Source organism: Rhodococcus sp. BE178 (assembly GCF_050433545.1).
Classification (GTDB): domain Bacteria; phylum Actinomycetota; class Actinomycetes; order Mycobacteriales; family Mycobacteriaceae; genus Prescottella.
The window spans coordinates 177,775-190,554 of the sequence record NZ_JBNPXA010000007.1; the positions used below are offsets into that span (position 1 = coordinate 177,775).

At 66.9% G+C, this 12,780-nt stretch carries 14 protein-coding genes; 10 read left to right on the forward strand and 4 right to left on the reverse strand.

The genetic code is table 11. The annotated features are described in order from the left end of the window. Positions 1-144: 144 nt before the first annotated feature. A complete protein-coding gene (locus J2X34_RS14930; protein WP_114722296.1) occupies positions 145-1,812 on the forward strand; it encodes an L-lactate permease in 1,668 nt (555 codons plus the stop codon). Positions 1,813-1,871: 59 nt separating this feature from the next. Next, complete coding sequence (locus J2X34_RS14935) at positions 1,872-2,603, forward strand: FadR/GntR family transcriptional regulator (RefSeq protein WP_429518085.1); 732 nt, start codon at positions 1,872-1,874, stop codon at positions 2,601-2,603. A gap of 107 nt (positions 2,604-2,710) precedes the next feature. On the opposite strand, the gene J2X34_RS14940 is transcribed toward J2X34_RS14935, so the two are convergent. The 3 genes from J2X34_RS14940 to J2X34_RS14950 form a co-directional block, all read right to left on the reverse strand. After that, positions 2,711-3,511, reverse strand: a complete 801-nt coding sequence (locus J2X34_RS14940; protein ID WP_181818801.1) for a class I SAM-dependent methyltransferase — start codon at positions 3,509-3,511, stop codon at positions 2,711-2,713. Positions 3,512-3,864: 353 nt separating this feature from the next. Then, positions 3,865-4,374, reverse strand: coding sequence for an O-acetyl-ADP-ribose deacetylase (locus tag J2X34_RS14945; RefSeq protein ID WP_174909317.1), 510 nt, complete (start codon positions 4,372-4,374; stop codon positions 3,865-3,867). After that, positions 4,371-5,345 (reverse strand): ADP-ribosylglycohydrolase family protein, encoded by a 975-nt coding sequence (locus J2X34_RS14950; protein WP_429518088.1) that lies wholly within the window; start codon positions 5,343-5,345, stop codon positions 4,371-4,373. Before J2X34_RS14950 ends, J2X34_RS14945 begins: the two co-directional genes overlap by 4 nt. Positions 5,346-5,408: 63 nt before the next feature. Here J2X34_RS14950 and J2X34_RS14955 point away from each other — a divergent pair, with 63 nt between their 5' ends. The 8 genes from J2X34_RS14955 to J2X34_RS14990 all read left to right on the forward strand — a co-directional run bounded on the left by J2X34_RS14955 (position 5,409) and on the right by J2X34_RS14990 (position 12,469). Then, positions 5,409-6,104, forward strand: a complete 696-nt coding sequence (locus J2X34_RS14955; protein WP_114722301.1) for an NUDIX hydrolase — start codon at positions 5,409-5,411, stop codon at positions 6,102-6,104. 128 nt (positions 6,105-6,232) lie between these two features. Next, positions 6,233-7,660 (forward strand): T3SS (YopN, CesT) and YbjN peptide-binding chaperone 1, encoded by a 1,428-nt coding sequence (locus J2X34_RS14960; protein ID WP_429518090.1) that lies wholly within the window; start codon positions 6,233-6,235, stop codon positions 7,658-7,660. A gap of 158 nt (positions 7,661-7,818) precedes the next feature. Continuing rightward, on the forward strand, positions 7,819-8,214 hold the full coding sequence (locus J2X34_RS14965; RefSeq protein WP_114722303.1) for a DUF7144 family membrane protein: 396 nt from the start codon (positions 7,819-7,821) through the stop codon (positions 8,212-8,214). Between the two features lie 36 nt (positions 8,215-8,250). Further along, positions 8,251-9,705, forward strand: coding sequence for a hypothetical protein (locus J2X34_RS14970; protein ID WP_429518093.1), 1,455 nt, complete (start codon positions 8,251-8,253; stop codon positions 9,703-9,705). Between the two features lie 130 nt (positions 9,706-9,835). Continuing rightward, positions 9,836-10,228 carry a DUF4240 domain-containing protein gene (locus J2X34_RS14975; protein ID WP_429518095.1) on the forward strand — a complete coding sequence of 131 codons (393 nt, stop codon included), beginning with the start codon at positions 9,836-9,838 and terminating at the stop codon, positions 10,226-10,228. A 159-nt stretch (positions 10,229-10,387) separates the two neighbouring features. Beyond that, positions 10,388-10,858, forward strand: coding sequence for a hypothetical protein (locus J2X34_RS14980; RefSeq protein ID WP_429518097.1), 471 nt, complete (start codon positions 10,388-10,390; stop codon positions 10,856-10,858). 225 nt (positions 10,859-11,083) lie between these two features. Continuing rightward, on the forward strand, positions 11,084-11,362 hold the full coding sequence (locus J2X34_RS14985; protein WP_429518099.1) for a GNAT family N-acetyltransferase: 279 nt from the start codon (positions 11,084-11,086) through the stop codon (positions 11,360-11,362). Positions 11,363-11,470: 108 nt separating this feature from the next. Further along, positions 11,471-12,469 carry an MBL fold metallo-hydrolase gene (locus tag J2X34_RS14990; protein ID WP_114724308.1) on the forward strand — a complete coding sequence of 333 codons (999 nt, stop codon included), beginning with the start codon at positions 11,471-11,473 and terminating at the stop codon, positions 12,467-12,469. A 100-nt stretch (positions 12,470-12,569) separates the two neighbouring features. On the opposite strand, the gene J2X34_RS14995 is transcribed toward J2X34_RS14990, so the two are convergent. Beyond that, positions 12,570-12,770 (reverse strand): hypothetical protein, encoded by a 201-nt coding sequence (locus J2X34_RS14995; protein ID WP_114724307.1) that lies wholly within the window; start codon positions 12,768-12,770, stop codon positions 12,570-12,572. Between the last annotated feature and the right edge of the window lie 10 nt (positions 12,771-12,780).

Here is a 12,780-nt window from a genome sequence, read left to right on the forward strand (position 1 = left end):
AAGACGGAGTTCTGCACCAAGTTTCGTCCAGACCTCGAATGTGATCGGGGTCATCGTGTACGGTCCCTGTGGTCTGACCACACAGCGGTCATATCCGGCCTGTCCCCGAGTCGCCGTCACCCCGGCGCGAACCAGGAGTTACATGTGGAAACCGAGCTTCTCGCGGTGACCTTCACCCCCGCGACCGACGCCGTCGGCGGCAGCCTCACCGCCTCGGCGCTGGTCGGCCTCGTCCCGCTGGCCACCTTCTTCGTGCTGTTGGCCGGTTTCAAACTCAAGGCCTGGTACGCCGGGCTCGGCGCGCTCGCAGTCGCGGCACTGGTCGCGATCATCGGCTTCGACATGCCGGCGTCGCTGACCGGACTGTCCGCCCTACAGGGCATCGCCTTCGGCCTGTTCCCGGTGATGTGGATCGTCGTCACCGCGATCTGGTTCTACGAACTGACCGTCGTCAGCGGCCGGTTCGAGGATCTGCGCCGGGTGTTCAACTCGATCGGCCGCGGCGACATGCGCGTGCAGGCCATGCTGATCGCCTTCTGCTTCGGCGGCATGCTCGAGGCGCTCGCCGGATTCGGCGCTCCCGTCGCGATCACCGGCGCGATGCTGATCGCGCTCGGCATGCCCCCGATCCGGGCCGCCGTCACCGTGCTGGTCGCCAACACCGCACCGGTTGCCTTCGGCGCCATGGCGATTCCGATCACCACCGCCGGCAACCTCACCGACATCCCGGCCACCGAGATCGCTGCCGTGGTCGGACGCCAGACCCCGCTCCTCGCGCTGTTCGTGCCGCTGCTGCTGCTGTTCCTGGTCGACGGCCGCCGCGGCATGAAGCAGGCCTGGCCGATCGCGCTCGTCACCGGCGCCGTGTTCGCCCTGGCTCAGTTCTGGTGCTCGAGCCACTTCTCGTACGAGCTCACCGACGTCGTCGCCGCGCTCGCCGGACTCGCCGCCGCGGTGATCATGCTGCAGTTCTGGGCGCCGAAGACCCCCGAGGATCAGCGCTCGCACGTCGAGGCCGAGCGCCTCGGCCCGTCGCGCGTGTTCCTGTCCCTGTTCCCGTACCTGCTCGTGGTCGTCGTGTTCGGCATCGCGAAGCTGTGGACCCTCGGCTTCGATGTGCCCGCCTGGCTGGCGCGCACCGACCGGAAGGTGGAGTGGCCCGGCCTGTACGGCAACCTGCTCACCGGCAGCGGCGATCCCGCGTCCAGCGCGATCTTCAACTTCTCGTGGCTGTCGAACCCCGGCACTCTCCTGCTGATCTGCGGCATCATCGTCACGATCGTCTACGCGATCTGGACGAACGACGGACGCTTCAGCCTCACCGCCCGCGACTCGGTCACGACGTTCGGCGTGACCGTGGTGAAGATGCGCCTGCCGATCGCGACCGTCGCGACGGTCCTGGGCCTGAGCTACGTGATGAACCAGTCGGGTCAGACCGTCGCGATCGGTACGTGGCTCGCCGCGACCGGATCGATCTTCGCGTTCTTCTCCCCGATCCTCGGCTGGCTCGGCACCGCAGTCACCGGATCCGACACGTCGGCGAACGCACTGTTCGCGAAGCTGCAGCAGACCGCCGGACAGACCGCCGGCATCGATCCGACACTGCTGGTGGCCGCCAACACGTCCGGCGGAGTGGTCGGCAAGCTGGTGAGCCCGCAGAACCTGACGATCGCGGCGACCGCGGTGGGTCAGGCCGGCAGCGAGCCGATCCTGCTCCGCAAGGTCATCGGCTACAGCCTCGGCATGCTCGCCATCCTGTGTGTTCTGGTGTACCTGCAGTCCACGCCGGTGCTCAACTGGATGCTGCCATGATCATCGGCGGCACACCGGGCACTCGGACGACCCGGGCACTGCGCCTAGGCTGACCTGTCATGTCCTCCGAGTTCTCGTCCCCCGACCTGCCGAGCGCGCCGCACCCGCGTGCGTGGGAGCACGTGCTCAGCAAGGTCGAGGAGATGATGGTCTCGGGAGAACTCCTACCCGGCCAGCGCCTCCCGGGCGAACGCACCCTCGCCGCCGATCTCGGCGTCGGGCGGTCGTCCGTCCGGGAGGCGCTGCGCGTGATGGAGGCGCTCGGTCTGCTCAAGGCGCAGACCGGGTCCGGCCCGACGGCCGGCGCCATGATCGTCGCCCGTCCGACGGGCGGCATGACGATGCTGATGCGGATGCAGGTGGCCGCGCACGGATTTCCCGTCTCCGACGTCGTGCAGACCCGTCTCGTGCTCGAGTCGGAGGTGATGCGCGCGCTCGCGCAGAAAGCAACGGCGGATCTGACCGCGGCGGTCGAACTGCTCGATTCGATGGACGAGCCGACGCTGACCGCCGACGAATTCCTCGTCCTCGATGCCCAGTTCCACGTGGCGATGGCCGACGCCGCCGGCAATCAGGTGATCGCCGCGATGATGGCCGGACTCCGCGCGTCGATCGAGTCGTACGTCGTCGGCGGTGTGGACATCGCCGCCTGGCCCACGACGTGCACCCGACTGCGGCACGAGCACCGCGGACTGGTCGAGGCGGTGACCGCCGGCGACGCCCCGCTCGCGGAACGACACATCGTCGACCACATCCGCGGCTACTACGAGGGCGTGCGCGGCGGCGACTGACTGCACCGCCGCCCCTCCACTGCCGCAGTTCGTCTTCCGGAGCGTCGGCGACGGTGGTGGGCAGTCTCGCGCTGCCCAGTGCCGACGCAACCCGGATGCGCTGATGGTCAGCCCCGCTGCCCCCACACCGACATCATTCCCGTCGCAAGATCAACGAAGGTCGGGTCGTCGAGCAGCGCCATGGCTGCGTCGAACTCGTCGTTGTCGAGGTGGCCCGCAGCAACGATCGGCTCACGCAGCTGACCGCAGCTCAGACGAAAGAACTCTGCCGTCGGGCTGCCGCCACTGACCGGCGGCACGTGCGCATCGATACCAATGTTCACGATCCCGTTCTCGGCGAGTACTGCCGGGTAGCTGCGTGCGCAGTTCATATCCGTGCCCATCGTCCGATAGAGGGCGTCAACGAAACCAGCCATCAGCCTGCTGTAAAGGTCGTTCGGAGAGGTGGCACTGAACGGGTCGATGCCTTCGCTCAACAGGATCCAGCCGCCCGGCGCCAACCACGACACCGCACGACCGATGACCTCTTCCCGATCGGAGAGGTGCTGGAGGACCAACCGTGCATGGATCACATCGAAACTCCCGGGCGGGAACTCCGCCGTGGTGATATCCGCCTCCACCACCTCGAGGTTCTCGCGGGCATTCGGATCCAGAAGAGCAATACTGCGATCGAGAGCAATGACGTGCCCCGAAGCGACACGGTCGGCGAGAGACGCGGCAACCGTTCCGGTACCCGCGCCGATATCCAAACACCGCGAGTCCGGCCGAATGGGCAGCGTGTCGAGCCGCGCGAACGAGATCTCATCGAGTGAACGGGTGAGCGCGTCCAGGCGATCACGCTCGTCACTGCGCCCATGAGCGAAAACCACGTCGCCGTACCGACCGTTGAGCGTGCTCGTATCCACCATAGGTACCCCGACCTCCATCACCCGACAGCCAGCGGGCGCACATGCGCGAATTTGACGAACCGACGATAAGGCGCCACGTCGATCAAACGGACGTTGACACGCCGCGACCTGTTCGATCGGCGAGAACAGAAGCAGTGCAGTAGGATCCGCCGATCCAAGCCGGGTGTTCGAAGGCATCAGCTGCCGCTCCAGGGCCGGTATCGCGGGGCGTGACGTGCCAGCGGAATTCGGTCCGTGGCAGACGATCCGAAAGCGGCACCGCCGCTACGGCAATCTCGCGCAAGTGCCGAGCCGGCGCGCCCCCTCGGCGGTCCGCGGATGGCACAGACATCTCGCCGATCGCGAAACACGCTCTAGCCGACCGCGCGACGCATCGTCGCCGCCACCGCGGGATCGTAGGCGACGAGCGTGACGACTCCGACGTTCGTGCGGGTCGCCCGGATCGACGACACCGCCTGCATCACCGCGTCGTCGGTGGGCCAGCCGAAGGCGCCCGCCGAGATCAGCGGGAACGCGACGGTGGCCGCACCGAGGTCGTCCGCGACCGCGAGACCGCTCCGATAACACGACCGCAGCAACGCGGTGCGATCCTCGTGGCGCGAGTAGCGCGGGCCGACGGTGTGGATCACCCACGTCGCGGCCAGGCTGCCCGCGGTGGTCGCGACGGCCGCCCCCTCCGCCAACCCGTCCGGCAGCGTCGTCGCACGCAACTTCCGGCACGCCGCGAGGATGGCGGGTCCGCCGCGGCGGTGGATCGCACCGTCGACTCCCCCACCACCGAGCAGCGACGAGTTCGCGGCGTTGACGATCGCGTCCGCCCGCATCGTGGTGATGTCGCCCTCGGCGATGTCGATGACTGTCATGCGTTCTCCCCGTTAAGAGTAGTGGCGGTTACCGTGCGCCCCGATGCGATCCGCACGCCGATGCGGGCGAGGTCCTCGCCGCGGTAACCCGGCCAGCCGTGCAGCATCCGCCGCCACCGGTCCGGCACCGCCGACACACCCCACCGCGCGCCGAGCAGGCCACCGGCGATGGCGGCGGTGGTGTCGGTGTCGTGTCCGGCGCGCACGGCCTGCTCGAGCGCCCGCGGAAGATGCTCGGGACCGGACGGGTCGGTGGTGGTGATCGCCCACCACGCGGTGAGCAGGGCGTCGACGACCCAGCCGTTGTTCGGGAAGTCCGCCGGACCGCCGCGTTCGGCCGTGTCGAGCAGCGGCGCCCAGTACTCACGCGTCGGCCGCGGCGCACCGTCGAGGAAGCCACGGACACCGTCGAAGGTCCCGTGCAGCACGGCATGCCGGATCGCGTACGTCCACATCTCGCACGCCTCGACCGCACGGGTGTCGTGGTGGGTGAGCAATCCGATCGCGCGCGCCGCCCGCACACACCCGTCGACGTCGTCGAGGTAGGCCAGCGCCACCGGCGCGGTCCGCATCAGCGAGCCGTTGCCGCCCTTACGGCCCGGCACCGCCCACGCCACCTCGGCCATCTCGGACGCCGACACCGGCCGCCGGGACAGCACCGCGGACGTCTGGTTCCCGATGTCCGCCGGATCGGAGTCGAACCACCGGACGAACTGTGCAGCAACGGCATCCAGCCCGGGACCACTGCCGATGTCGAGACCCGAGGCCGCGACCTCCGCGATCACGAGCGTCATCGAGGTGTCGTCGGTCCACTCGCCGGGTGCGAACGCGCCGATCCCCCCACCGATCATGTCGATCACCGTTCCCGTTCCGGGAGTGGTGAATTCGTATCCCGCACCGAGTGCGTCGCCGGCCGCGGTCGCGAGCAGCACGCCCGCCGCGCGGTCGGCCGTCCGTTCGTTCAGCTCCACCCGAACCCCCTTTAGATCGATTCTGCGCTAAACATTAGATCATCACTGCGCTAATCTGCAAGGGTGACGAAACGAGCAGCGAAGACGACGTGGTCCGACACGGCCGGCAAGGCCCTCACCGACTATCCCCGTCCGTCCGTCGCCGTCGACGTCGCGGTGCTCACCGTCGACGCCGGGGAGCTGAACGTCCTGGTGGTCGAGGGCCCGCGCGGACTCGCCCTGCCCGGTTCGTTCCTGCGCCCGGCCGAGCGGTTGTCCGACGCCGCCGAGCGCGCGCTGCAGACCAAAGCGGGTCTCACCGGCACCGACTTCCATCAGCTCGCGATGTTCGACGCCCCCGATCGCGACGACCGCGGATGGGTGCTGTCGATGGCGCACGGCGCGGCCCTCCCGCTGGGCCGACTTCCGCACGCCGCGAGACTCGTTCGCATCGAGGGCCGCGTGGTCACCGAACCACTCGCGTTCGACCACACAGAAATGGTGTCGCACGCGATCGACGATCTGCGCACCCGCTACGCGCACCGCGTCGACCCGTCCGGACTGCTGCCCGAGGTGTTCACCGTCCTCGAACTGAGGCGCCTGTACGAGGCGATCCACGGGCACGCACTGCCGAAGGACTCGTTCCGGCGGACGGTCATCGACTCGCTCGAGACGACCGGGCGGATGTCGAGCAGCGGGACCGGCCGGCCCGCGGAGCTCTTCCGACGCCGCCCCGGATCCGAGCTGCCCGCCGGCGCCGCGGCACTGCTCGCGAACTGACGAACACGCGCCGGACCGGCCGTTCCCGAACTTGTCGGAGGTCCGCGCTACCTTGATGACAGCACGACACGGAGGGCCCCGCGGGGCGCCTCCCGAGTGACGCTCCATCCCGAAGGACAGGGGGGCTCATGTTCGATTTCGACAGCTTCGACCACGCGATCGACCGGTCCTGGACGCGATTCCAGAGTCGACTCGCCGACCATCTCTCCGCGATGCGGAACGACGACATCCTGATTCTCGACTGGATCGAGGAGACCACGGTGGACGGATTCACACCGTGGGTGCAGTTCCTCGTGTGGGACGACGAATACGTGCGGAGCGAGGTGTCGTCCAACGCGTATCTCGCGCCGCGACACGTGCTGTCGCCGGAGTCCGAGGACCGCCTGTGCGCGCTGGGATGGGAGCGGCCCACCCGCCTGCCGGACGAGGAACCCGACGAGGGATCGCCCGCGTTCTTCGTCGACAAGGAACAGCGCTGGGCCGACCAGCTCGCCGCGATGACCGTCACCACCCTGCGAGAGGTCTGGAGCGTCCCCCACCCGAGTTTTCTGAACCCCGAGATCATCGGCACGCTCGAGGGCACCGATCTCCTCGGTGCCGATACACCGGACACCTCCGACGGAGCGCGGCCGGCATCCTCGACACTCGACGAGACCGCCGCGGTGGCACCCCGCGACCCGTCCGAACTCCGGGAACTGATCTCGCGCACGGTCGATCAGGCGCTGGGCTTCGTGCCGCAGCTCGACGATGACGGCGACGTCGTCCTCACCCTCGGCAGTCAGCCCGTCTTCGTCATCGCCCACCCGGACAAGCCACTCGTGCGACTGTGGATTCCGCTGCTGCACGCGGTCGCGGGACGCACGCGGGCGGCCGAGAACATCTGCGACCTCACCAAACAGTGGCCCGATATCCGGTTCACCCTCGACGAGGATCGGCTGAACGCGTCGATCGACATCTCCGGCAACCCCTTCGTTCCGCGTCATCTCGTCGACGCGATCGACGTGATCGGGAAGTTCCTGCCCACCGTCGACGCACGGTTCGCTGCCCGATTCGACGGATCGCGGTTCGCGGACGACGACTCGGGTGTCGAGTCCCCCGACGCCGAGAACCCGGATCCCATCGATTCCGTGGACACCGACGACGACCTGCCTGCGGCGCTGTTGACGCTGCTCCATCTGGATCCACACGGCGCCGGTGTCCTCAACGCGGAGGAGGTCGCGGAGGTGTGCGGTCACGACCGCGACGCGCTCCTCGACTATCTGCGAACCACGTCGGAGCAGGAGATCAGCTGGCGCGAGTCCGCGGAACAGGCCCGTGCCGAGGGTGATTCGGAGGAGGCCGACGTGTGCGACCACGAGGCGAGGGCGTGGGCGCAGACCCACGAGGCGCTGCGATCGGCACTGCGCGTCGTCGCGCTGCCCGATCCTGGTCGACCGATACCGCACGCCATCAAGCCGCGTCAGATGGAACTGTTCGGCAACCCCACCGAACCGACGCTGTTCGACGAAGCGACCGCGATCGAACCGCCGGATCACCGCGCGACAGGTAGTGAATGACCGTCTCGCGGGCGCGGATCACGACCGTGGAGCGCCCATTCTGTCCGCATGGTGAGCCCCGAGGAAAAGGGAAGATGAAATCGGTGCCGTGATGCGTCCTCTCGGAGGAGAATAAGTCGCACCAGGCCGGTTTCACCCTCCAGTGAAGGGACGAGGTCATGTCCGACGATGTGGTCAAGCAGGGTGTAGCAAAAGGGACGTCGATGGGGGCGGCAGTCCTGCTGGTCACCATCGGTGTGCTCGAGTTCCTCCAAGGGATTTCCGCGGTGGCGAAGGACGAGGTGTTCGTCGTCGGACTCGAGTACGTCTACAAGTTCAACGTCACCACTTGGGGATGGATCCATCTCGTGCTCGGCGTGATCATCGCGCTGGTCGGCGCCGTCCTCTTCACCGGTGCGACCTGGGCTCGGGTCGCCGCGATGGTGATCTGCTCGCTGTCGATTCTCGTCAACTTCATGTGGTTGCCCTACTACCCGCTGTGGGCCATCCTGCTCGTCGCGCTCAACACAGTCGTGATCTGGGCGGTGGCCACCTGGAACCCCCGGGAGGCCTGACTCGCACGACGACCGCCCGTATCGGATTGGAGCGTGATGGACGAGGGCACGAACGACCGCCCCCTCGACAGCGACGAGCGTTCGGAACTACTCCGATTGCGCTCCGAGGTCGCGACTTTGCGTGCTCGGGAATCCGACACCGCTGGCGCTGCCGGAGCGGCGCCGCGGACTCCGCATCACTGGCTGCGTTGGACGGCGGTCACGATCCTGCTGATCCTGGTCGCCCTCCTCGCCATCGTGTCGGTGACCTCCCGATTCACCCGCAGTCAGATCCTCGATACCGATCGCTACGTCACCACCGTCGCACCGCTGGCCGAGGACCCTGCCGTCCAATCGGAGATCACCAATCAGGTCACCGACGAGATCTTCTCGCGGGTCGACATCGAGGCACTCACCGCCGACGCACTGAACGCGCTGGTCGATGTCTCGAACCTGAACGAGAAGGCACCCCGCGTCGATCAGGCAGTCGTCGGCCTGGCGCCGGTGATCGCGGGACAGGCGAAGAGCTTCGTCCACGAGACCGTGCTGTCCTTCGTCGAATCCCAACAGTTCCAGGACCTCTGGATCCAGGCGAACCGAACCGCGCACAACGCGCTCGTGGCGGTCGTGACCGGAAACTACGGCCCCAGCTCCGTGGAGGTCGATCAGAGCGGCACTGTCACCATCTCCTTGGCGACGATCATCGACAACGTGCGCACCGAACTGACGGATCGGGGATTCTCCTTCGCCGAGAACATCCCGACGGTGGACAAGCAGTTCGTGCTGTTCCAATCCCCCGACCTGGTCAAGGCCCAGCGCGCGGTCAACGCGCTCGACAAGGCCTCGGCGATACTTCCGTGGCTGGGGATCGCCTGCGCCGCCGCTGCGGTCGGCATCGCGCCCCGCGGCCGACGGCTGCACACCCTGTCCCTCGCGGGTCTGGCCGTCGCCGTCGGAATGTTCGTTCTGGCAGTGGGAATCCTGGTCGGACGCGCGTTCTACCTCGACGCGGTTCCGGCAGATGTGCTGTCCCCGGACGCGGCGACCGCCGTCATCGACACCGTCGCCGTGCCACTGCGGACGAGTCTGCGTGCCGTCGCGGTGGTGGGCCTGGTTATCGCGCTCGGCGCGTACCTGATCGGTGGCTCGTCCTCGGCCATGGCCATACGCCGCGGATACGGGAAGTCGTTGGACCTTGTGCGACACCCACGCACCGACCGGACCCCCACCAACGTGGAACGGTGGGCAGGTCAGGCTCGAGTGCCATTGCGGTGCTTCATCATCGGGGTCGCCGCCCTGCTGTTGGTGTTCTGGCGGTACCCGACCGGACTGGTCGTGTTCTGGATCGTCGTCATTGCCCTGGTCGCGCTTCTCGCACTGGAGATCCTCATCCGGCCGACCCGCACTCCACAGGTGGAGGACGCCGCCGGCGCCCCAGAGGGCCCGGAGGAGGCGGAGGACACCGCGGACACGGAGAAGCCAGAGGAGCCGGAAGGGTCGACATCCCGTTAGGGCGTCTCCGACAAGGCATGGTCTCCAAGCGTGTGCTGGGATGAAGTGATCGCGCGCGGTTGCGGTCGGGCCGGCCTCATCGCCGATGGGATGCCGGTAGGTCTGCTCGTCTGCAAGATTGGGAGAGGCTTTGGCTGACGATGTTCGTCACGACGAGGGTCCGGACGTCGACTGGTTCTGGGACGTTGTAGAGGAGTCCTCGAGGAGCCGTGAACGCCTTCGCGAAATTCTTGGACGACTACCGAAGGACGCCGTCTACAAGTTCCAAGATCTGTTCTTGGACTTCGCCGCCGAGCTGCAGGACGAGCCATATCGGTCCTATCTGGGGCCCGATGAGTCCGAGGATGGCCTGGAAGATGCAGCGCAGTGGGTCGTCAGCCAGGGGCGGGTGAGATACGAAGCGGTTCTCACAGAGCCGAGCCGGATGCCGGCACACATCGACGTCGGTGATCCAGCCAATCTTGGCGGGCTCGCTTACGAGGTCTACTACGACCGGTTCGGGGAGCCCCTGGACCTGATCTAGTACTGCAACGACTACTACAACGACAGTTTGTGACGACTGTTGTGGTATTTGATTCTCTATGCAGTCAGAGGTGCTGGAGTGGTCGACAGGGTTCACCGCGTTTCTGCGCGCGGTTCGTAGTAGGCCGCGAAGAAGAAGAAGAAGAAGGGCGTCTTGATTATGGGTATCTTCTTGAAGATCACTTATGATTCACAAGGAGGGAAAACGGCGGAAAAGGCCACTACAAACCAGGACATCCTGGACGACGTTCTCAATAGCCTGAATGACTACGCCTGGCAGGATCGAATTGCTCCCCAATTGCGGAACCTTGATGCCCAGTTCAGCCACATTGCGCTCGGCCTGATCCTGCGGTTCTATCACAAGACCAATATCGAGAAGGGCAACCTGAGGTCGCTTGTTCGGTACATCAAGAAGGACGACAAGCTCCTGGTCGATCAGATGCTCGTCGTAGACGAGTATGAGGACCTATCGGAAGGGGAGATGAGGACACAGCTTTGCGCCGATATCGTGAGCCATCTCGAGCAAGTCCTCATGAGGTACAGGGACCGCTTCCAAGACTTTGATGCCGTTGCCTTCATTCCGTTGCTCAGAGCGAGATTTGAAGAGATCAAGCAGCAAGGAAATCGCTAGCCGCGTGTTCACCACCCCACGGGACGCCGGCGTGCGGGTACGGCTCGGCACGCAGCCGCGAACCAGCGCAGGTGCGGGTGTAGACGGCGCCGCGGCCGAACGCGGTCGTCGGCTCGCTGTCGTCCGGGAACCGCTCCGGATCCAGACCGGCACGGAATACACGCCCTCGATCCGGCGCTGTACCCGGGTAACGTGCGTTCGTAAGCAAACGAAAGGAGCCCGGCCGTGGCGAACAGGATCGAGCACAACGCGGGAGAGAACCGCTTCGAGATCTACGTCGACGACGCCCTCGCCGGCTATGCCGACTACATCGAGACGAACGGCGTCCGCGACTTCGGACATACCGTCACCAACCCGGACTTCCGCGGCCAGGGCCTGGCCGGCCAGGTGGTCAAGGCCGCCCTCGACACCTCCCGCGAACAGGGCTTCAAGATCGTGCCGTCGTGCTCGTACGTCGAGAAGTACGTCGCGTCGCACCCCGAGTTCGCAGACCTGGTTGCATAGCCGCCATTTTCCGCTAAGTGGGACCGGTCACGCCGCCCCGAAACCCGAAGAGTAACTATGAAGGCATAGGTAGAGCGGGTTCTTCATCTAGCCAACGAGGTTGCGCAAATGTCAGGTGCTTCTGCCATCGGTGATGGCATCTTCCAGATTTCTGTTCCCATGTCCCACAATCCGCTGGGCAGCACCCTCGTCTACGCGATGGAGTCGCCGGGCGGGGTGATCCTCGTCGACGCCGGCTGGGACGGCGACGAGGGCTGGGAGGGATTGACGTCGGGCCTCGAGTCGATCGGGCATTCGGTGTCCGAGGTCGAGGGCGTCGTGCTCACGCACTTCCACCCCGACCACACGGGCCTGTGCGGCCGGGTGCGTGAGGCGTCAGGCGCGTGGATCGCGATGCACGAGGCCGACCACGACATGTTCGAGAAGATGTCGTCGGGCCGCAACGAGGAGTGGATGGACTTCCAGCTGTCCAACCTCGAGCGCGCCGGCGCGTCGTTGACCGACCGGGAGGCGTTCGAGAAGGCAGCGCAGGGCGATCCCCCGGTGGGTCCGGAATCGGCACCCGACCGCGTCCTGGTCGACGACGAGCTGATCGGACTGAGCGGACGGAACCTGCGGGCGGTGTTCACTCCGGGTCACACCCCCGGCCACGTGTGCTTCTATCTCGAGGATGCCGACGTCATGTTCACCGGCGACCACGTGCTGCAGAAGACCACCCCGCACATCGGCAACTTCGTGTACCCGCTCGAGGAGCGTGACGCGCTCGCCGAGTTCATGGAGTCGCTGCGCCGCGTGCAGAAGATGGACGTCACCCGCGGGCTCGGCGCGCACGGTCTTCCGATCGTCGATGTGGCGGGCCGTGCCGGTGAGTTGATCGATCACCACGAGGAACGCCTCGACCACCTGTACGAGGCGTTCGGCACCGACGAGATCACCGTGTGGCAGGTGGCCGAGCGGATGAAGTGGTACCGGCCGTGGGAGAAGTTCCACCCGATGGCCAAGGGGATGGCGCTGTCCGAGGCCGCCGCGCACCTGCGCCACCTGGTGGCGCGCGGGCAGGTCTCGCAGGTGCCGAACACCGAGCCGGCGCGGTTCGCCCGGAACTGAGCTACATGCGGCGCGGGGGGGGGGGGGGGGCCCCCCCCCCCCCCCCCCCCCCCCCCCGGGGGGGGGGGGGGGGGGGCCCCCCCCCCCCCCCCGCGCCGCATCACTCGTCGTCCTTGCGCGGGCGTCCCGGTCGCCGCATCTTCTCGGCGTTCGAGGGCGCCCGTCCCGCGTCGTCCAGCGCACGTCGCAGCAGGAACTCGATCTGCGCGTTGGTACTGCGCAGGTCGTCGGCGGCCCATCGCGCGAGCGCGTCGTGCACGGCCGGGTCGAGGCGCAACAGCACCTTCTTGCGTTCGACCATGACGGCGCAG